The organism is Fibrella aestuarina BUZ 2 (genome assembly GCF_000331105.1).
GTDB lineage: Bacteria > Bacteroidota > Bacteroidia > Cytophagales > Spirosomataceae > Fibrella > Fibrella aestuarina.
In genome coordinates, this window is the sequence record NC_020054.1 from 1,199,236 (window position 1) to 1,221,021 (window position 21,786).

Annotated in this window: 14 protein-coding genes; 4 read left to right on the forward strand and 10 right to left on the reverse strand. The window is 56.9% G+C overall.

Translation table 11 applies throughout. The features are described from left to right. The first annotated feature begins 28 nt into the window (after positions 1 to 28). The gene (locus tag FAES_RS04815) at positions 29 to 673 is read left to right on the forward strand and encodes a DUF1345 domain-containing protein (protein WP_041257560.1); all 645 of its coding nucleotides are present in this window, start codon (positions 29 to 31) and stop codon (positions 671 to 673) included. An 87-nt stretch (positions 674 to 760) separates the two neighbouring features. Further along, positions 761 to 2,281: a DUF4301 family protein gene (locus tag FAES_RS04820; protein WP_015330078.1), complete on the forward strand. Its 1,521-nt coding sequence runs from the start codon at positions 761 to 763 to the stop codon at positions 2,279 to 2,281. A 92-nt stretch (positions 2,282 to 2,373) separates the two neighbouring features. Here FAES_RS04820 and FAES_RS04825 read toward each other — a convergent pair whose 3' ends face one another. The 6 genes from FAES_RS04825 to FAES_RS04850 all read right to left on the reverse strand — a co-directional run bounded on the left by FAES_RS04825 (position 2,374) and on the right by FAES_RS04850 (position 7,208). Then, positions 2,374 to 2,862 (reverse strand): RrF2 family transcriptional regulator, encoded by a 489-nt coding sequence (locus FAES_RS04825; protein ID WP_015330079.1) that lies wholly within the window; start codon positions 2,860 to 2,862, stop codon positions 2,374 to 2,376. Positions 2,863 to 3,319: 457 nt separating this feature from the next. Next, on the reverse strand, positions 3,320 to 3,610 hold the full coding sequence (locus FAES_RS04830; protein ID WP_015330080.1) for a hypothetical protein: 291 nt from the start codon (positions 3,608 to 3,610) through the stop codon (positions 3,320 to 3,322). A 194-nt stretch (positions 3,611 to 3,804) separates the two neighbouring features. Next, the gene (locus tag FAES_RS04835) at positions 3,805 to 4,584 is read right to left on the reverse strand and encodes a TIGR00266 family protein (protein WP_015330081.1); all 780 of its coding nucleotides are present in this window, start codon (positions 4,582 to 4,584) and stop codon (positions 3,805 to 3,807) included. 159 nt (positions 4,585 to 4,743) lie between these two features. Then, entirely contained in the window at positions 4,744 to 5,049 is a 306-nt protein-coding gene (locus tag FAES_RS04840) for a hypothetical protein (RefSeq protein WP_015330082.1), read from the reverse strand. Positions 5,050 to 5,177: 128 nt separating this feature from the next. Beyond that, a complete protein-coding gene (gene gltX, locus FAES_RS04845) occupies positions 5,178 to 6,707 on the reverse strand; it encodes a glutamate--tRNA ligase (RefSeq protein WP_015330083.1) in 1,530 nt (509 codons plus the stop codon). A gap of 117 nt (positions 6,708 to 6,824) precedes the next feature. Beyond that, the gene (locus FAES_RS04850; protein WP_015330084.1) at positions 6,825 to 7,208 is read right to left on the reverse strand and encodes a Rid family detoxifying hydrolase; all 384 of its coding nucleotides are present in this window, start codon (positions 7,206 to 7,208) and stop codon (positions 6,825 to 6,827) included. Positions 7,209 to 7,246: 38 nt separating this feature from the next. On the opposite strand from FAES_RS04850, the gene FAES_RS04855 reads away from it, so the two are divergent. Beyond that, on the forward strand, positions 7,247 to 7,828 hold the full coding sequence (locus FAES_RS04855; protein WP_015330085.1) for a TIGR04282 family arsenosugar biosynthesis glycosyltransferase: 582 nt from the start codon (positions 7,247 to 7,249) through the stop codon (positions 7,826 to 7,828). Between the two features lie 471 nt (positions 7,829 to 8,299). Beyond that, entirely contained in the window at positions 8,300 to 9,340 is a 1,041-nt protein-coding gene (locus FAES_RS04860) for an App1 family protein phosphatidate phosphatase (protein WP_015330086.1), read from the forward strand. Here FAES_RS04860 and FAES_RS04865 read toward each other — a convergent pair whose 3' ends face one another. The 4 genes from FAES_RS04865 to FAES_RS04880 all read right to left on the reverse strand — a co-directional run bounded on the left by FAES_RS04865 (position 9,341) and on the right by FAES_RS04880 (position 21,198). Then, on the reverse strand, positions 9,341 to 12,862 hold the full coding sequence (locus FAES_RS04865; protein WP_015330087.1) for a VCBS repeat-containing protein: 3,522 nt from the start codon (positions 12,860 to 12,862) through the stop codon (positions 9,341 to 9,343). A gap of 32 nt (positions 12,863 to 12,894) precedes the next feature. Next, entirely contained in the window at positions 12,895 to 16,404 is a 3,510-nt protein-coding gene (locus FAES_RS04870; protein WP_065814291.1) for a VCBS repeat-containing protein, read from the reverse strand. A 215-nt stretch (positions 16,405 to 16,619) separates the two neighbouring features. Beyond that, complete coding sequence (locus FAES_RS04875; protein WP_015330089.1) at positions 16,620 to 18,176, reverse strand: RagB/SusD family nutrient uptake outer membrane protein; 1,557 nt, start codon at positions 18,174 to 18,176, stop codon at positions 16,620 to 16,622. Between the two features lie 61 nt (positions 18,177 to 18,237). Then, positions 18,238 to 21,198 (reverse strand): SusC/RagA family TonB-linked outer membrane protein, encoded by a 2,961-nt coding sequence (locus FAES_RS04880; RefSeq protein ID WP_229364424.1) that lies wholly within the window; start codon positions 21,196 to 21,198, stop codon positions 18,238 to 18,240. Between the last annotated feature and the right edge of the window lie 588 nt (positions 21,199 to 21,786).

The window sequence follows — 21,786 nt, forward strand, 5'->3', positions numbered from 1 at the left end:
TTATGTCCCTTATCGATCACGTATCGTCATGAATCAACTTGCTCGCCTCGATGCACACCATCGGCTCCTGATTGGGCTGGGTGTGGCGGCGCTCACCTTCGCCGTCGCCAGCTATTACGTAATCTGGCCATTGCAACTGCTCCTTGCCTATGACAGCTATGCGCTGACGATCAACGCGCTGGCCTGGCTATCGATGACGTACCTGCACCCACGCGAAGCCCTGAAAGCCTACAAGCTGCAGGATTCGGGGCGGGTGCTGATCCTGATATTCGCCGTTGCGGCGGCACTGGCTAGCTTCTTCGCCGTTATTTTTCTGCTCGACGTGGTCAAACAACTGAACGGGCAACACCTGCGGCTTTATATCATTCTGTCGGCGCTTACTGTAATCAACTCCTGGGTGCTCCTGCACTCACTCTTTACGCTGCGGTATGCGCATCTGTATTACCAGCACGAGCCCGGCGAGGGGCTGAATTTTCCCGATACCAAGCAGCCCGGCTACGAAGATTTCGCCTATGTCGCGTTCGGGATCGGTATGACCAGTCAGGTGGCCGACGTGGGACCGACGACCCCGGCCTTTCGGCGGCTGATTCTGGTGCATAGCCTGTTGGCGTTTGCCTTCAACACGCTCATCGTCGCCCTGAGTATTAATGTCGTTTCGGGCGTGCTCTCGTAGCCCCTCACTAAGTTTTCAGAAAGGCCCTTGCGATACTTGACCGAAACCGGCAACTTGCCGCGCACACATTGATTTTGAAGTACCGCCATGTTTTCCCAAACTGACCTTGACCAAATTGCCAACCAAGGCACTACCACCGACGTTGTTCAGCAGCAGATCCAGCACTTTATCGATGGGTTTCCCTTTCTGCATGTAATCCGGGCGGCCACTGTGGGCGACGGTATCATCCGCGTACCCGAAGACCAGCTGACCAACTACATCCATCAGTACGATGCGCAGGCTAGTGAGTTGACGCTGATGAAATTTGTGCCGGCGTCTGGTGCCGCCACCCGGATGTTTAAGTCCCTGTTTGCGGCGCTGGATGGTAAGATGGATAAAGCAACCGACGGCTTTTTCGAACGCCTCGACGATTTTGCCTTCTACGAAGACCTGAAAGCGGCGATGGCCAAAGACCACCTCGACCTCGACAAGGCCGTTGCCGATAATGACCGGCATACCGTCCTGACGTACCTGCTCACCGCCAAAGGCCTCGACTACGGTAGCCTGCCCAAAGGCCTGCTCAAGTTTCATAACTACGCCGATGGGCCACGTACCCCGGTCGAAGAGCACCTGGTGGAAGGCGCAGCTTACGCCAACGCCAACGGGCAGGTTCGGTTGCACTTTACCGTTTCGCCCGAACACCGGAGCCGCTTTGAAGAACTGATTCAGCAGGAACTGCACGACTACGAAACCTGGCTGGGCGTTGACTTTGAGGTTACGTTTTCCGAACAGAAAAAGAGCACGGATACCATTTCGGTCAATCTCGACAATACCCCGTTCCGGAATGGCGACGATACGCTGCTGTTCCGGCCGGCCGGGCACGGGGCCTTGATCGAAAACCTGAACGACATCGACGCTGATCTGGTGTTTATCAAGAACATCGATAACGTGGTACCCGATGAGTTGAAAGAACAGACCATCACCTACAAAAAAGTGCTGGCGACGGTGTTGCTCGACGCCCAGAAACAACTGTTCCGCCTGCAGGAGCTGTTGAGCGGCGACGAGGTTAGCGAGGGCTACCTGGCTGAAGCCGACGAGTTTTTGCGTACGACACTCTGCGTAACGCCCCCGGCCGACTTTGCCCAGCGATCGGCCGCCGACAGGCTCCTCTATTACCGGCAAAAGCTTGATCGGCCGATTCGGGCCTGTGGGATGGTGAAAAACGTAGGCGAGCCGGGTGGTGGTCCGTTCTGGGCGCAAAACGCCGACGGTTCGGTTTCGTTGCAGGTAGTGGAGTCGGCGCAAATCGACATGGACGATGCCGCCCAGAAAACTCTGTTCGAGCAGGCTACGCACTTCAACCCTGTTGACCTGGTCTGTGGACTGAAAAACCGGCAGGGCCAACGGTACAACCTGCCCGATTTCCGCGATCCGCTGACGGGCTTCATCACGGCCAAGTCGAAAGACGGCAAAGACCTGAAAGCGCAGGAACTGCCGGGTCTCTGGAACGGCGCTATGGCCAACTGGAACACGCTGTTTGTAGAAGTACCGCTGATTACGTTCAACCCGGTCAAGACGGTCAACGACCTGCTCCGGCCCGAGCACCAGCCTGTTGCGCTGGAAGACTAAGGTTAGTAGTATACCCTATACATGCCAAAGGCCCGGAATATCCGGGCCTTTGTGCGTTGATGAGTAGCGGTTATCGCATAGGCAATGGCGGATTAGGCAGACAACAGGCTGGCGTCTGTGGCCGAATTCGGAGCAACCCCGATGGGAATCTCTTTCGTCTCCAACGACTCCATGTTCTGGAAGGTCAGCAAGGTGGTGTTTTCATAGACACCGAGGTTCGCATCGCGAACGCGCTCCATGATGGGCTTGAGGGCACAGGTCACCTCATCCTCGCAATCGTCGCATTTGACGTAGAAGTTCAGCGATACGCAGGGCGTGGGTGCAATGGGGCCGTCGATGACGCGCAACACCTGAGCCAGGTTTACCCGGGCTGGGTCGATACGGAGCAGATACCCACCACCTTTACCTTTCTGGCTTTGCAGGATACCGTGGTTGCGGAGTTCCAGCAAAATAGCCTCTAGGAATTTCTTCGGAATGTTCTCGCGCGCAGAGATGTACGAGATCAAAACCGGCCCTTTGCCAAACTCTTCGGTCAGAACCTTCAATGCCTTGATGGCATACTTCGCTTTTTTAGAGATCATTGGTTACGGTAGTCAGACCGTTCATCGCGGTTAGGTGATAAGAGAAATACTTATTGATTACTCAGGCCTACTTACAAACGGCCAAGTTAGTAACCAACTATGTGTCAATCAACGTTTCGCCCATCTATTTCCTTACTCTATCATAGATCGGGCCAAAAAAGTTCCTATTGCCTATGGGCGTACATCCGTAGCGCACGCTCAAGCCTTTTTGAGATGCCTGACGAATGCCCCGATGCCTAAGCTATTCCGAACCCACTCACCATCAGTGTGCAGGCTGGTTGCTGATCAAATCGATAGCGGCTAGGCGGCTAAACCTGGCAAGCAACGGGTGCACTCAATAGAGCTGTATTTACGACACAGCAGCCCTTGTAAACAAACACCACTAAGTAGACAAAGACTTATTCCGGGAAAATACTAGACGAAATGAAGCCCCTAAGCTACGAAAAAAATAGTGTGGCTACGCATTTACGTCGGCCAGCTCTTCTTCGCGAACCGGCTGGCCCATGAGCGTGGCAAAACGGTTGATGTTAAACGTCGGCTCAAACCAGACTTCGCCCAGCACCGGGTGCTTCACCGGTACGTCGGGGTTCTGAATTTCGTTGAGCAGTACACCCGTTTCGCCGGTTGTGTGTTGCTTCACTTGCCGGATCGTGTACAGCGTGTCTTTCACGGGCGTTTTCACGCCAAACTCCGCATAAAACGCCAGCACAGGGGCCGGAAACTTGTCGTTTGTGCAAATTACTTCCATACCTGCCTAACAAGGAGGCCTATCGCCCCGGTTCCGGTTGGGTACGTATCCGTGTGGCATCGGCGGCTGGTTTTACTGACCGTATTTGAGGCGTGCACGGCCACAAAAAACGCGTCGTTAATCCGCCTGTCTCGACTGGCGGATTAACGACGCGTTTGATCAAGAGAACGGTAAACGGGCTAATTAGCCGTTGATTATCCTTCAAATAGGTTGCCAAGCTGACCCAGTACGGAGCCGCCTTCTTTGTGCGATTGAGCACTATAAGGTGCCAGGCGCTGCACGAGTTTCGAGATCGGCATCGACTGAATCCAGACTTTGCCGGTACCGCGCAGGGTGGCCAAAAACAGGCCTTCGCCGCCGAAAATCATGCTGCGAAGCCCGCCCGCCTGTTCGATGCTGAAGTTAATCTGCGGCTCGAAACCGACCACACAGCCCGTATCGACGCGCAGCACTTCGTTGTTGAGGGTGCGCTCCATCACGACACCACCCGCGTGGATAAACGCCAGACCATCGCCCTGCACTTTCTCAAGGATAAACCCTTCGCCCCCAAACAGGCCGGCCCCGAGCCGCTGATTGAAGTGAATGCTGAGCCGCGTACCCATGGCCGCGCAGAGGAAGGCGTCTTTCTGCACGATGAGTGTATTCTGGTAAATGTTGGCCAGGTTGATGGGCATGACCGTGCCGGGGTATGGCGCGGCAAACGCTACTTTTCGCTTACCCACACCCCGGTTAGTGAAGTGGGTCATAAACAGCGACTCGCCCATGATCATGCGCGAACCCGCCTGCATGAGCTTGCCCAGAAAGCCACCGCTGGTTTGGGAGCCGTCGCCCATCCGGGTTTCAAACGAGATGCCCTCTTCCATGAAGAGCATGCTGCCTGCTTCGGCAATGACGGTCTCGTTGGGGTCGAGTTCAATCTCAACCACCTGGATGTCTTCGCCAATGATTTTGTAGTCGATTTCGTGTGAGGTCATGTCAGGAATGTTGGCCAGATAGGGGCCATTTGCTAGTTACTAAGTACGAGCAAACGGAAATTAGGTGGGTTGAAAATTGGATAAGCGGGCAAAAAAAGCGGTCATCGCACGAATGCGATGACCGTCGTTTATAGGCGCTCAAACGAACCGCTTGGCTGGTTACCTTTCGGGGTCGTTGTCGGGCAGGATGTCGTCGGTTTCGTCGAAGAGTTTTTCGTCTTCATCGTCAGGTACGTCCTCGTCGGGGCGGTCGGCTTCGCCTTTGAGGGCTTGCAGGTCGTCGCGGTGGCGTAGCTTCTTGTCGTCGACCGTCCGGTTCAGAAACTGGTTGATCTTGTCGATCTCGAAACTGGTCACGATCTCGCCAAACGAGTTGATCTCGATGTTGAATCCTTCCAGTTCTTTATGAACCCGTGGCTTTTCTGCTTCGTCGGGATTTGCGGGAGTTGGTTTCTTCTTCGCCATGAGTCTATATAGGAACGCGGATAAAACGAATTGAACGGATTAGCGCGGGTTTTTGATAGAACCGGATTAAACGGCAAATCTCTTAAAATCTGTGTAAATCTGCTTTAATCCGTTTATCCGCGTTCCCGTTAAAGTTGCGACAAAGCCGCTTCCAGTCGGCTGATGACTTCGGCTTTTCCGATAATCTGCATGGTCAGCATCAGGTCGGGGCCCGCGCCGAGGCCCGTAAGCGCCAGCCGCATCGCCTGCATCACTTTGCCTTGCTTGATGCCCGCCGCCGTCAGGGTATCCGACAGCAAATGCTTGATGGCATCGGCTTCGAACGGACCGTCGTACGTCAACAGCGCATCGCGGAAAGCCGTGACAGCCCGGCGGGCGTCGTCATTCCACTTGGCTGCCCGAACGGTCTCGTCGTACTCAGTAGGGGCGAAGAAGATGGTGCGGGCCTCGGGAAAAATATCGGTGGCGAAGGTCACGCGCTCTTTCAGCAACGCTACCAACTGCTCCGCTTTTTCGGGTGAGCAATCAAACCCGGCTTCCTGGGCCTGCCGCTGTACGGTGGGGGCCAGATCGGCGTTGGGACGCTGCCGGAGGTACTGCTGGTTGAACCATTTTGCCTTTTCGATGTCGAAACGCGCCCCGCCTTTCTGAATCCGTTCGATGTCGAAGGCCTCGATCAGCTCATCCATCGTGAACAGCTCCTGTTCGGTACCGGGGTTCCAGCCCAGCATGGCCAGGAAGTTCACGAGCGCTTCGGGCAGGTAGCCGTCTTCGCGGAAGCCCCGCGCCAACGTACCTGAGAACGGATCCTGCCATTGGAGCGGAAACACCGGGAAGCCACCCAAATCGGCGTCGCGTTTGCTCAGTTTGCCGTTGCCTTCGGGCTTGAGCAGCAGGGGCAAATGGGCAAACTGCGGCATGGTGTCTTCCCAGCCGAGGTAGCGATACAGCAACACGTGCAGCGGTGCCGACGGCAACCATTCTTCGCCGCGGATCACGTGCGTAATCTGCATGAGGTGATCATCAACCACGTTGGCGAGGTGATAGGTCGGTAACCCGTCTGACTTCAGCAACACCTTGTCATCGATGGCCGACGAGTGCACGTTCACCCAGCCGCGTACCAGATCGTTGAGCCGTACTTCTTCCTTACGCGGCGTCTTGAGCCGGATTACATACGGATCCCCAGCGTCGATGCGCGCTTTCACGTCGGCAGCGGGCAGCGTGAGGCTGTTCTTCATCTGCATCCGCGTGATGGCGTTGTACTGCGCGGCGGGGGCGTTGGCGGCTTCGAGCCGGGCCCGCATGGCGTCGAGCTCTTCGGCGGTGTCGAAGGCGTAATACGCTTTTCCTTCATCGACGAGCCGCTGCGCCTCGCGCTGGTAAATCGCCTGCCGTTCCGACTGTCGATAGGGTGCGTCGGGGCCGACGGGGCCATTAGCGGTCTGCCCTTCGTCGATCTGAATGCCGACCCAGGCCAATGCTTCGATGATGTATTGCTCGGCACCCGGCACAAACCGGTTCTGGTCGGTGTCTTCGATCCGAAGGAGCATCTGCCCACCCATTTTTCGGGCAAACAGGTAATTATATAACGCCGTGCGAACCCCACCGATATGCAGGGGGCCGGTGGGACTGGGCGCGAAACGAACGCGTGGTTTCATAGTTGGGGGATAGAACGCGGATGACGCAGATTTTAAGGACGATTGCGGATTTTACAGTCAACAAACTGAGCAAACAATCCGCGATCATCCTTGAAATCCATGTCATCCACGTGCCAATCAATTAACTGCGATGACTGAAATTTCGACGTTGACGTCTTTGGGTAATCGGGCAACTTCGACGGTTTCGCGAGCCGGGAAATCGCTCGTGAAAAAGCGGCCGTAGACCTCATTGATGGCCGCGAAGTTGTTCATATCTTTTACGAAGATGGTCGCCTTAACTACGTTGGCATAATCCATGTTGCCTGCCCGCAGAATGGCGCCCACGTTCTCCATTACTTTTTGGGTCTCAGCCTGGATATCACCCAGCGGGGCCAACTCAATGGCAACCTGCCCTGATACATAGAGTGTTGTGCTGCCACAGGCCGTAGTTACTTTCACAGCCTGATTGTAAGGCCCAATCGGAGCGGGGGCCTGGTCCGTATAAACAATTTCTTTAGACATAAGCTTGAGTCTCAAAAGTCTGCAAAAGTACAACCCTCATGGCTACCCACCATCTGATAATCTTTGTTAAGAACCCAATTCCCGGCACTGTCAAGACCCGAATCGCCCGAACCGTGGGTAACGACCGCGCCGTTCAGGTCTACCGGCACCTGCTTCAGCATACGCAACAGATTACCCGCTATACGCCTTATACAAAGGCTGTTTACTACGCCGATTTTATCAACCCCGGTGATGGCTGGAATGGTTATGAAAAAGCACTGCAAGTGGGCGACGACCTCGGCGAGCGCATGGCTAATGCGTTCCGGGAACAGTTTGCCGCCCGCGCCGAGAAGATCGTTATCATCGGTAGCGATTGCCTGACCATTACGGAAGATCATCTGGCGCAGGCGTTTCGGGCGCTTGATCAGGCCGATGTAGTAATCGGCCCCGCTACCGACGGCGGTTATTATCTGCTGGGCATGAAACGTCTCCACGATGATTTGTTTATAGACATGCCCTGGAGCCAGCCTGATCTACTGGACCGCACCAAAGCGCTGCTGGCTGCCAACGGGCAAACCGTTGCGCTCCTGCCCGAGCTGACGGATATTGACGAATGGGCTGACTATGAACGATACGCATAGGCCGCAGGCGTGGGCCGTGCGATAAGTCACCTACGAGCGGGTCAGTATTGGTATTCATTTTGCATTTCATCGGTAGGTGCGCGTGCTGGCATGAGTCAGGTGCTGATATGATCTGTCACCCATGTTATTGATTTCGTTGTCACCAGTCCGTTTACTAAGTCGTGCCATCGGTTTCGTACAGAGTAGCGTACGTATATCGTATTTTTGGCCATACACTTTTCACACAAACCAATGCGACCCTCTTCAGTGGCAGCCCTTACGTGCCTGATGTATGCGATAAAGCGCATGGCCTGCAGCGTTCGCTATTTGTTTGAAATAGCTTTGTCGGACCCTCTTGGTCTTTCATGATGGAACCGAAAAGAACGAAAAGCCCGCCAAAAGCGGGCTTTTTTGTTATAGGTCGTATACGTACAGGTTGGCAAAGCACGTATTGCACAGCCTTAGAAGTCAATACTGCATCTAGTTAGTAACATGGCAAAACCATACCAGATCATCTATTACCGGGGTTTCGGCTCCCCCAATGCCGTCTGGCTGACAGGCCGGGTCCTTCGCCAGAATGAATTAACATCGCCCGCCGACCGGGCTTCCTTCTGGGACAATCTGTCGGCTACCGTCAGCCGGTTTCTCACCAAGGAAGTTGGCGGTATTACCGTCCGCATCGAAACGTTTGGGCAGACGTTCCGGACCGTGACGAACGAGGAAGGCTACTTCGACATCACGATCAATCCGGACATTGAGTTGCCCGCCGGCCGGGCGTGGTTTCCGATCCGATACGCGCTCGAAGGTGTCCAGCAACCCGATACGGGTGAAGCGGTGATCAAGGATGGGCAACTCATGATTGCCCCGGCCTACAGCCAGTTTGGGGTTATTTCGGATATCGATGATACCGTTTTGGTGACGGGGGCTACCAGTGCCTGGCAAACCCTGCGGCTCACGTTTCTGGAAAACGCCTTCACGCGGCTCCCGTTTGCGGGGGTGTCGGCGTTTTACCGGGCGTTGCAGAGTGGCGCCGTCACCACGCTCTTCAACCCGATCTATTTTGTGTCGAGTAGTCCCTGGAATCTCTACGACCTGCTGATCGATTTTTTCCGCATTCAGGGCTTGCCCAAAGGCCCGCTGCTGCTGCGCGACCTGGGCCTCAACGCCGACCTGCTATCGTCGCAGGGGCATCACACCCATAAACGGACCATGATCGACAAAGTGCTGTCTGTTAACCCGGACCTGCCGTTTGTGTTGCTGGGGGATAGCGGCCAGCAGGATCCCGAGATTTATGCCGATGTCATCCGGGCCAATCCGGGGCGGATCAAGGCCGTGTACATCCGCGACGTCAGCACCGACGACCGCCGCGATGCCGCGGTGAAGGCACTGATCGAGGCAACCGCTGATCATGACGTACCGATGCTGCTCGTGGCCGATACGGTAGCGGCGGCTGAACACGCGGCGGCTATCGGCCTGATCGACCCCGATACGCTCCCTGAAATCCGTGCCGACCGGCAAGCCGATAAGGAATAATCACGACCCTTTCGGGCGGGTGGCGGGCTGCACTCGCCCGAAAAGCTGGGTACGTTCGTTGTTGCGCCCCACCAAAACGAACGTACCCAGCCGACCCCGAACGGGAACGATCGACCGAATCTCACCCGACAACAGGAACCCCGTATCGGCGGGAGAAAGGGCGGTAAACCGACCCTGCTCATTCCGTAACACAAACCCGTTGCTGGCGTCGTAGCGGCCTTGATAGGGGCTAACGCCGTAGAAATTGCCGCCGCCAAGCAGGTCGAGATCGCCATCATCGTCGATATCGAACGGGGTTAGGGCGAAGACCTTAGACACTTGAGCCAGCATTGGTAAGGGCTGCACCGTAAACGTAGGCGCCTCGCCGGCGTTCGGGCCGTTGTTGATCAGATATACCGAGGCAAACTGATCGACGGTGCGCTCTTCGGCATTGGCAAGGTCGTTGGCCGTGAAAATGTCGGTGATCAGTTTGCCCGCGATGCTGCGGTAGGTCACGTAGCGTTTGTTGATAATGCTGGGCATCTGTTTGCCCAATTCGTCTTTGGTGGCTACGGGGTACCACTCATCCAGATTACCATACGAGTCGGGGCCTATCTGAACGGGTCGGTTGTAGGCCACTAGCTGATCGGTGGTTTGGTTGCCGTCGACGTCTTTCACCCACATCCGCAACTGCCCGCCTGCGTTCTTGCGAAACTTGGTGTTCAGCCCGAGGTTGCCTGCCATCAGGTCGATATCGCCGTCGCGGTCGAAGTCGGCAGCGGCGAGGCACTGCCAGAGGCCGCGCATGGGGGCGTCGCCGAACAGATTTTTCGCTTCGGTCAATTGCCCTTTCTGGTTCAGGAAAACGCGGGGCGCCATCCAGTCACCCACCACCACCAGGTCGGGTTGGCGGTCGTTGTTGAGATCGGTCCAGCGGGCATCGGTGATCATACCGGCCTGCCGGAGGCCCGGCGCACGCTCATCGGTAGCGACCGTAAAGCGGGGGAGGCCGCCCGGCCCGCGCCCGTCGTTGATGAGCAGGTACGAATCGGGCGTTTGGCCGTATTGATTGGCCAGTACCCGACCACCCACAAAAAGGTCCAGATCACCGTCGGCGTCCAGATCGGCGGCCCGTACGCAGCTTTTATTCCCCATGAGCAGCGGCAGCGTGGCCTTGCTGAACTGAGGTTGACCGCCGGTCGTGCCGTTGTTCAGGTAAAGCCGGTCGAGCAGGGGCGGGTCTTTCCGCGAAAATTCGTTGCCGCCGCTTACCACATACAGATCCAGGTCGCGGTCGCCGTCGGCATCGAAGAACAGCGCATCGACATCCTCCGACACGGAATCAGCCGCCATCACCGGCTGCGGCGACGCCACGAACCGACCCGTCGGCGTTTGCAGTAGCAACGTACCCGGCTGATTGCGCGCCCCACCCGCATACACGTCGTCGAGCCCATCGCCGTTGACATCCCCCACCGCCAGACGCGGCCCCTCAGTCGACACCTTAAACGGCATCAGCGACTCACGGGAAAAATCGAGGTAGTAGGTGTTTTCGCGGTGCCGGTAAGGCAGCGCGGTGGTATCGGCCGCGGCCAGTTGGGCGAAAACGCGCGGTGCGCCCGGTCGGCTGATCACGTACCCACGACCATCGAGTTTGGCGTCGGTCTGTTTCAGGACAACCTGCTGATTGACCCGCACGTTGCGTCGCACCTCCATCTGTTGATCCGGCCAGATGACGATGAGCGAATCGATGAGTTGGGACGTACCCAGCCCAAACGTCAGGCGCGGCTCTACCGATGATTCAAAACCCCGCGTGGGCATCAATTGCTGCATTTGCAGGCTGTCGCTGTGGGCGTAACGCACCAACACCCGGGCGCCAATTCCGGCGGTGTTGGCCCCGCTGCCCTCCAGCCGGACGCGCAGGTACGTTCGCTGCGGAAAGAGCGTGTTGGTCTGGTTGAGGTAGATGCTGGCCGCTTCGTTGAGGTTATTCGTGATCAGGTCAAGGTCGCCGTCGTTATCCAGGTCGGCGTAAGTGGCGCCGTTGGCACAGTTCGGCGTCTTGAAACCCCAGGCGGCCGATTTATCATCGAAACGCCCTTCGGCTGTGCCCCGAAACAGGTAGTTGTGCACTTTGCCCTCGGGCATGATTTCGATCGCCTTGGTCAGGGCTTTGGCTGAATTGCCCTGTGCATTGCCCAGCGCCATCTGTACTGAATCGTTGGAGATATACTTGACGTAATCAAGGTCGTTGGGCCGGCGGGCAATTCCGTTGGCAATAAACAGATCCGTCTGCCCGTCTAGGTCATAATCGGCCAGTAGCGGCGACCAGCTCCAGTCGGTGGCCGCTACGCCTGCCAGGGCCGCTACGTCCGCAAAACGACCATTCCCTTGGTTGATTTGCAGGCAGTTACGGCTATACTGGTTCATGTAGCCATAGGCCAGTTTGTACTGGTAAATATCATAAGGGTCTTCGCCCGCCGACGCTTTCTCGACGGTTTCGTCGTCGGGATACATATCGAGCGTGACCAGATCGGGCCGGCCGTCGTGGTTGATGTCGGCCGCATCATTTCCCATCGAAAAACGGCTGGTGTGGGCCAGTTGCTGTGGCGCCACGTTGTCGAAGCCCCCGCGCTGATTATTCAGGTACAGGTAATCGTCTTCGTGAAAATCGTTTGAGACGTATATGTCTTCCCAGCCATCGCTGTTGAAATCGGCCACCGCCACGCCCAACCCATAGCCCATTGGCGCACGGAAAATGCCGGAAGAGGCAACCGGGCGGAAGGAGACGGGGGGAGGCGTGTTGCCGCCCAGAGTGGTTTTAGGCTGGCTTCCGTTCGCCACTCTCCCTTCGTTCCTGTACAAAAAATCACCCGCCAGCGAATCGGGCTGATCGCGGGCTGTGATCCGGTCGTAAGAACGCACCGAATGAACGGCGTGATTGAGCAGAAAACAATCGAGGTCGTTGTCGTGGTCGTAATCGAAAAAAGCGGCCTGCGTTGAAAAACCGGCGAAATCAAGGCCGTAGGCTTCGGCCTGTTCGGTGAACGTAGGCACGCCGTCGGGGCCGGGGCCATTGTTGATATACAGCTCGTTATGCCCTTTCAGTGGCGCTCCGTTTTTCGTGCGAAACCCGCTGACAGCGCAGACGTAAATGTCGAGCCGTCCGTCGCCGTTTACGTCGGCCATTGTCGTGCCGGTTTGCCACTCAGACTGCCCACCGACGTCGGCCTTTTCGGTTATATCGTCGAAATGTGGCTTTTCGCCCGGTTTGGTCCGGTTTAGGTAGAGCCTGTTGACGCCCCAATTAGAAACAAAATACAAGTCGGTGAGGCCGTCGTTGTTCACATCACCCGCCGATACGCCGCCGCCATTGTAAAAATAGAGGTAGTCGATGATGTTCAGCTGCGGGGATTCGATTACCCGGTTTATAAAGCCCACGCCCGTTTGGGTCGCGTTGAGCGACTCGAATAGGGGGGGCTCATCGGGTGTAGTGCGGCAACTGACGAAGGTGACGATACAAAGAAGAAGGGCAAGTAGTCTCACAGATGGTAGGAGGGAATCGCTGACTTAACTGATTACTTTGGTTGAAAGACCCGCAGCGGGCCGTTGCACTCGCCAACCAGCACATAACGACCCACCCGCTTTACATCGCGCACGTCGCCCCTGACAAACAGACCCGATTGAGCGGGCGACAGCGTTTCGAACTGAAAATGACCCTTGTTCTTCAAGACAACGCCGTGGTTGGCGTCTACTTTGCCGAGGCGCAGGCGCAGGTACGAATTGTTGCCCATCAGCAGCAGGTCTCGTTTGCCGTCATGGTCAAAATCGTCGGGCAGAATGGCACAGATCGGGGCATATTGGGCCGATTGGGGCAGCGCGTGCGGCACGAGTTCGCCGTTGTTGTTTTCAAGCGCCAGCGTACGAATTTCGTTGATAGTGGCTTTCTGGGCGTGTTCAAGCGCCGAGGGGTCGAAAAACTGGTCGAGTGTCGCCGTCGAATAGGCCGCATAGGTCGGAAACGTGCGCCGGAGCGCCGAAATCTGATCGCCGACCTCGTCGCGGGTATGCGCGGGATACGCTTTGCCCTGAATGTAGTAGGTCATGAAAAAGTCGAGCATGCCGTTCTGGTCGAAATCGTCGTAGACGAGCGTGGCGGGTTCGTCGACCGACGCCCGGAATTGCGTGTTTCGGCCCAGGTTGCCAACGACCAGATCATCGTCGCCATCGCCGTCGAGGTCGGCTTTTTCAATGCGCGTCCACCAGCCGGAAAGGGTTGGCTGTTTGCCGGTTTCGGCTGTCAACTGCCCATGCTTGTCATTCAGCAGCGTGGTGACGGGCATCCATTCACCCACCACAACCAGATCGGGCCAGCCGTCTTTGTTCAGATCGGTCGCGACGGCGTCGGTAACCAGCCCCAACGTACCCAGCGATTTGCGGGTGAAATGCGCCTTGCCGTCGTTGATCAGCAAAATGCTTTCTTCGGCCAGTGGAAACCGCACGGGCCGCACGTGGCCACCCACAAAAAGATCGAGGTCGCCGTCGCGGTCAACATCGAGCGCCTTCACGCAGGAGCCGTTGATGTTATCGGCGGGCAACTCGGCCGGAACAAGTTTTCCGTCCTGATTGAGCCAGAGCTGATCGGCAAGTTCGGCCTGATCGCGGGGGGCGTAGTTCCCATTCACGACGAACAGATCGGGCCGTTTGTCGCCGTTCAGATCGGCCAGCACGGCGTCGGCGTTTTTGCGGGCCGGGCCGGGAGCCGGGGGCATGGGGCTTGGGGCAAAGGGCGTCGTAGCGTTATCCCTGTTCCCGAGCAGCAACGTACCTGGTTTTTCGGGCGTACCACAAATGAATACGTCAGGTACGTTGTCGCCGTTGATGTCGCCTACGGCCATTCGTGGACCCGCGTAGGAGTACTGCATCGGCAGCATCTGTTGCCGTTCAAAATCGTTGGAGGGCGCGATGGTATGGCTGTACCCCACCCCCAGCCCCTCCCCTGAAAACCAGGGGAGGGGGGCCGTCTCAGTTAAACTGGAGCGCACTACACCCCTCCCCTGGTTTTCAGGGGAGGGGCTGGGGGTGGGGTCAGCCTGTTTGTAATCAAGCGTCAGCGTCTGGTCGGTGGCAGCATTGGCGACTTGCTGGGTACGTCCGTCGGGCCAACGTACCTGAATAGTACTGGCTTTTTCCGATGTGGGCAACCCGAACAGGAGCGCGTCGTGGCTGGCTGAGAGGTAGCCGCGGGTTGGGTAAAACTCCTGCGACTGGGTCAGACCCGCCTGCGTTACGTGTACCGTGGCGCCAATGCCAAAGGGGTTACTAGCGGGTCCTTTCAGCTTTATTTTCAGGAAACGGCCCTGCTGGTTGTCGCGTTGGGTATTGCGGTAAATGCGGGCCGTTTCGTTGAGGTTGTTCGTGATCAGATCAAGGTCGCCGTCGTTGTCGAGATCGGCGTAGGCGCAGCCGTTTGAGCGCGTGTTGTCGTCGAAGCCCCATGCTGCCTGGCGGTTCTGGAAGGCCACGCTGTCGGGCTGCGTGCCGCTTATGTTTCGGAAAATGAAGTTTTTCGTGGGCGTCGATGGCATCTGCTTCAGTTGTTCGAGCAGGGGCGTGCCGCGCTGCATTTGTTCTTCGGCACTGATGTATTTGGTGAAATCGGCGTTGGTCAGGTCGCGCCCGAGCCCGTTGCTCACGAACAGATCTTTCCGCCCGTCGAGGTCGAAGTCGGCCAGGAGAGCCCCCCAGCTCCAGTCGGTCGCGGATACGCCCGCCAGTTGTCCCACTTCGGCAAACTGCCCCGAGCCACCAGCAGGCGTTCGCTGGTTGATCTGCAACATATTCCGCATGTTCTGGTGCCAAAATCCATTGCGGAGCTGCGCCTGATAGACCTGCCAGCTATCGGGCCAGATCAGCAGCTTCTGCCGGGCGTTGTCGTCGGGCAGCATGTCGAGGGTGAAAATGTCGGGTAGCTCGTCGTTGTTCACGTCGGCTACGTCGACGCCCATCGCCGAATACGATGTGTGCCCGATGCGCTCGCGTAGTTCATCGCGGAAGGCAGGGGACTGGGACTTAGGGCTTAGGGCGTGGGGCGTGGGGTTGGCGCCGCCTGTTGTTCTCTCTGGCTCCCTACTCTCTGCTCCACGCTGGTTGATATAGAGGTAATCGTCTTCGACGAAGTCATTGGCTACATACACATCGGGCCAGCCATCGGCGTTGACGTCGCTCACCGAAACCCCCAACCCAAAACCCAGCGGATTGCCCTTGATGCCTTCCTGTTCGCTGACGTCGACAAATAGCGTGGGGCGCGGGACCGGGGGCGCGGAGTTGGCTTCGCCCTTGGTTACCCCAGGCCCTATGCCCTCCGCTCTTCGCTCCACGCTCATGTTCCTAAACAGCTTATCGCCCGCGTTGTAGTCGCGTTCGGCGCGCATGACGGCGGCTTCTTTGCGCTGGTAGTTTTTCAGATTGTGGTTGATCAGGAAGCAGTCAAGGTCGCCGTCGCGGTCATAATCGAAGAAGTTGGCCTGGACCGAATAGCCCGAATCGTCGAGGCCATACTCATGGGCGCGTTCGGTAAAGCTGGGTACGTTGTCGGGGCCGTTGTGGTTATTGATAAAGAGCTGATTGCGCCGGAGTGAGTCGGGCCGCAGGCCTGAGTAGCAAACGTAGATATCAAGCCAGCCGTCAGCGTTGACGTCGGCGAGGGTAACGCCGGTTTTCCAGCCGCCCGTTCGGCCTGCCAGCGAGTTGCCCGCACCGGCGGCCCGGCCTGTACCGGCCTTATCGGTGACGTCGGTGAATTTCAAGGGCGTGTCGGGGCTGCTAGCGTTTAGATATAGCTTATTACCAACCTGATTACCCGTGAAATACAGGTCGACGCGGCCATCGTTGTTCAGATCACCCGCCGCGACCCCGGCCCCATTGTAGAAATACTCGAAGGAAAGAATATTCTCCTGCTCGGTCTCCTGAAGCTGGTTAGCAAAGCTGACGCCCGTTTGTGCGGCGTCTGTTTTTTCGAAGAGCGGGGGCTCGCTTCCGCAACCAAAACAAAGGATGGATATAACGAGCAGTACGGCAGGTTTCATAGGTACGTAAAGATAATACATCTGTGGGGGTGGGCCATCGTCCCTACCCGCTTTCGCGAGAGTGTCCGCTGAGAATCAGCCACGTACCTGTCTTTATGCAAAAAGACCGCGACTAATTGGTCGCGGTCTTTTCAGGAAATCACTTGAATGCGGCACGCAGGGTATTATTCGCTGCCGCGTTCTGGTTCGGGCGGGCACGGTGGCCCGCCCCTACACTAGTATCCGATGTTCTGCTTGAGGTTCGGGTTGGTATCCAGTGCCTGTTGCGGAATCGGGTAAACGGCGCGGTAATCGGGCGTTACTGACGGCTTCTGATCGAAGGGCTGCGTGAACGTGCCGAAGCGGATCATGTCGTTCCGGCGCCAGCCTTCCCAATACAATTCGCGACCGCGCTCGGCCAGCAGGTTTTCGAGCGTTACGGTTCCCAGCGCGGCTACACCCCGTGCGGTACGTAGTTGCGTCACCAGGCTGGCTGGCGTAGCACCGTTGGTCGCCGTGCCACCCCGCAGAATCGCTTCCGCCTTCATCAGCAGGACGTCGGCATACCGGAAGAAGACATAGTCATTGCCGGGGTTGTCAGGACGAACCGGGTCAATCGGGTATTTGATAACCCGGATACCGCTGGCCTCACCCGCATACAGCAGGTTGAGCTGCGGCGTGAAATTGAGCGGATTACCCGCCCGGTCTGTCAACTGACGGCCATTTTTGTCGGTTTGCACACCGGCCAGGAAGCCCGCCCGGATACCCGTCGAATCGGTCATGCCCGGAATTGCCGCGCTCCGGCGCTGATCGTTTGCGTCGAAGCTCTGGTAGAAGTTAGCCAGCGTCGTGAAGCCGTTCCAGCCACCCCCAAAGGGTTGGTTGTAGTGCATCGTCATCCGGTAGCGGTTCTGTACGCTACCGACAGCGGCTCCGCGCTCGTTCTGAATCACGAAAATCAACTCGTTCGACAGGGTCGTGTTGTCCCAGTGGAAGTTGTCGAAATACTGACCAGCCGGTTCCAGCGAATAGTTGCCACTCGCGATGATCGCATCACAGTTGGCAATCACCTGGTTCATGTCGGCTGCCGGGAACGTAAACGGACCAGCGGGCGTCTGCGGGCTGTTGGTAAAGACGGCCCGGTTCAAATACACTTTGGCCATCAGGAAACGAGCGGCATCGCGCGTGGCCCGGCCCGGCGACTTGGTTGCCGGGAGGTTGGCAATCGCGTAGGTCAGGTCGTCGATAATAAACTGCGTCGCTTCCGTGCGGCTCAATACGCGCGGGTTCGTGTCGAAGCTGTCGGTTGCTTCCCGGAACGGAACCTGCCCATACAAATCCACGATGTTGAACATGAAGAAGGCTCGCAGGAAACGCGCCTGCGCTTGTACCGACGTGTTGTTGGCCGTAGCCGCTGCCGCCGCAACCTCCGTTGTGCGGAACAAGCCGGTGTTCAACTGGTTCCAGGCGCCGATAATCTGGTTGTGCGTGGCATCCCAGGTGTGCTGGTGCAGTCGACGCCAGGTACCGAAGTCGTCCCAGTCGGTGCCGCGCGTTGGCCCCATCATCTCATCCGACGAGTGTTCCTCCATGGCGTAGGTGTTCGCCTGGTCGGTGAGGGGGTTCAACTGTTGGTAAGCGCCGTTCAGGAGTTGTTCCAGGTTTGCAGAAGCTCCCCCGGCATCGATTGTCGTGGGTCGGTCCAGCACGCGGTCTTCCAGATTCGTGCAGCCGGCCGAGGCTATCAGTAGGGCACTGGCAGCCAGGAGCGGAAATTTAAGAGTTGTGTTCATTGAGTTTAATAACGTTAAACGACATCCGGTTCTGATTGGCTGAATCGGATCGTCGAGCAGCTTAGAATGAGGCACTCAGACCCAGCGTGAACGTGCGGGCCGACGGGAACGACGTGTAGTCGATGCCCAGCGAAGGCACACCATCCAGCGTTTTGTTGGTATTTACTTCCGGATCGATACCGGTGTAGCCGGTCAGCAGCAACAGGTTCTGGCCCGTCAGCGACAGACGCAGGTTGCGGATGCCCGACGTTGCTGGCAGGTTGATACCCCGGCTCAGCACCACGTTCGAGAGGCGGACGAAGTCGCCTTTTTCGAGGAAACGCGTTGATACAACGGGCGGGTTCAGGCGGTTTTCGCCGTTGGTCACCACGTCGCGCGTCACGTTACGACCAATACCCAGGTTGCCTTTTACGAAAATGGCGTTCTTGGTATTGTTGTAAAGGTAGTTGCCACCCGCACCCGTAATGAACAGGTTCAGCCCCCAGCCTTTGTAGCCCAGGTTGTTGGTCAGGCCGAAGTTGTAGGTCGGAATGGCCGAGCCCACGTAGGCCAGTTGCAGGGTGGGGTCGGTGTAGGTACCAAAGCCCTGCTCATCGAAGCCCGTGAAGGTGGGCATGAAGAACGAGAACAGCGGCCGACCACCCACGATCCGTTGCGCATAGGCACCCGACAGACCTTGTCCGTTGATAGCACCGGCGTTATACAGACCGTTGAAATCCGACACCTGGTTTTTGATAAACGTCGCATTGGCCGATACATCCCAGGTGAAATCGCTACCGCGCACTACGTCGTAGTTTACGGCCAGCTCAACACCCCGGTTGCTCACATTGGCAGGCAGGTTGATCCAGCGGGCGCGGGCCGGTGCCGGCGCAGCATACAGGGCTTCAAACAGCAGATCGGTCGTGTTCTTGTCGAAGTAATCGATCGTGGCAGTCAACCGGCCATCCAGGAAGCCCAGGTCAAAACCAGCGCCAAACTGCCGGGTTTGCTCCCAGCGCAGGTTCGGGTTGTCGACCAGGTCGCGGCTGGTAGCGTTGTTGTTGGCATCGTAGGCGTAGCGAACGTTGGTGATGTTCGCCGGGAACTCCTGGTTACCCGTGATCCCGTAGTTAGCCCGGAACTTGATGTCGACGCCTTTGCCTTTCAGGAACTCTTCTTCCGAAATTTTCCAGCCTGCTGCAAACGACGGGAACGTACCGTACTTGTTCTGCGGGCCAAACTTCGACGAGCCATCGACCCGAACCGTTGCGGTCAGCAGGTACTTGTCGTTGATGTTGTAGTTCACCCGACCGAAGTATGACTGCAACTCGCTTTCCAGCAGATCAGATCCCGCTTCAAACGCTTTGTTCTGGCCTGAGTTGTTTACGCCCGTAATGTTGTTGGCGTAGGGGAACACGGCCGTTGGTTGGAACAACTGCGCCTGAATGAAGCTGCCTTTGCTCTGAAACTTCTGATAGGCAAAGCCCAAGAGGGCATCGAAGGCACCGGGGCCCAGTTTCCGATTGTAGCTCAACGTGTGCTCGAGCAGCTGGCTTTGGCGTGACCGGTTCTGAATGACGGCCCGACCAGCGTTTTGCGCGATGGATTCGCTAAAACCGGGCAGGTTACGCTGAATCGACGTGCGCCGCTCTGATACTGAGTTGTCGATACCCACGTTCAGTTTGTACGACAGCCCTTCGATGATCCGCCACGTAGCACTCACGTTACCCAGCGTCCGGCTAGTGTTCCCAACGTCGTCGATGCCATTAAGCAGCGACACCGGGTTACGGAACGCCACGCCATTAGGCACGGCACCCGCATACCCGTCCGGGTTGTAATAACGGCCCTGACTGTCATAGATTGGGTACGTTGGGTTGGCCTGAATGGCCGCCCCGATCAGGTTGCCCTGATAGCCCGCGTTGTCGCCGTTCGGAATGTAAATGTCACGCACGCCCGCCGTTGTCAGCTGCATGTCGATCGTCACCTTGTCGTTGAACAGTTCGTGCGAGGCGTTGATGCGGCCCGTGATCCGGCGCAGACCGGCTTTCTTGATGATCCCCTGCTGATCGGAATAACCCAGCGAGAAATTGTAACGGGTATCGTCGTTGCCGCCGCCGTAGCTGATGTTGTAGTTCTGCGATACGCCCGTTTGGAAAATCTGGTCCTGCCAGTTGGTGTTAGCCGATGCGCTGTTGATTGGCGTAATGGCTACGCCCGCGCTCTGAAGCGCCGCCGGGTATTCGGCTGCCGACAGCAGATCGTAGCGTTTCAGCGGTGAGCTGATGCTGGTATTAGCCGAAATGTTCAGCGTCCGCTGGCCAGCTTTGCCTTTCCGGGTCGTGATCAGCACCACACCGTTGGCACCCCGTGCCCCGTAGATAGCCGCCGATGAGGCGTCTTTCAGTACCGAAATGTTCTCGATATCGTCGGGGTTCAAAAACGTGAGCGGGTTCCGGGCTGTTTGCGTCCCCGTTCCGAAATCGCGACCACCATCCGATACGTCACCCCCGTCAAGAGGTACACCATCGACCACATAAAGCGGGTTGTTGTTCGACCGGATCGACGTCGTTCCCCGAATACGGATGTTGACGCCTGCGCCCGGTTCGCCACTGGCGGGCGTGATCTGGATACCGGCCGCACGGCCTTGCAGCAGCTGCTCCGGCGTCGCAATTACCCCTTTGTTGAAGTCTTTCGTGCCCACTGAGACGACAGACCCGGTGGCGTCTTTCACGCGCTGGGTACCATACCCTACAACCACCACCTCGCTCAGCGTTTTGTTGTCTTCAACGAGCGTAATGTCGATCGTCTGGCGGTTGCCTACGGTTACTTCCTGCGTTGCGTAGCCGATCGAGCTAAACACCAGGACCGATGTAGGCGTAATGCCGGTCAACCGATATTTGCCTTCGGCATCGGTGGTTGAGCCTCTCGTCTGACCTTTGATCTGAACCGTAACACCGGGCAAGCCGATGCTACCGCCCGATTCGGTCACTTTACCGGTTACGGCAGCTTCCTGCGCGAACGCACAGGAGATGGTAAAGAGCATGAGCAGCGTGAAAACTGCTTTCCATAGGTTTGCAAGTGTGTTGATAGCCGGCCTGTGTCCTGCATCAACAACCTGACCCACTGTTGAGTAGGGTTTGTTGTCCATAAATGGTTGACTTGTTAAGAAATTGGCTTATAAACCATTCCTTTCGCCTTGCTTGATTACGAAAGCAGACAAAGCCAAACAGACAACCGGGACGTCGGCAAAGGGTATGTAAAGGAGATGTCACGTTGAGTATTGACTCTTTCTGTTCTGTAACTGTACAAAACAGGTATGGTCTATAGGGCAAATTACAATAATAAGATTGAAAAGTTCAAACGGGGGCCAGCACATCTTGTCAATAAAAGGCGGATATTGATTAAATAGACACTTACTTATTGGTGTGAATAGAGGGTGAAAGCCATTATTCGCTAATTATCAGTCGATGATTAGTAAAAAACAGGTTGATAAAAAGGAAGTCGTTATACTATATATGGCTATATCAACAGCCGCTAGCTGCTCTGGATAAACCACTCATTAGCAGCTAGCGGGTCGGTCTACTGGGCGATGAGTATCGATAGCTAGCGAAAGCTAATTCGGAGTTGACTC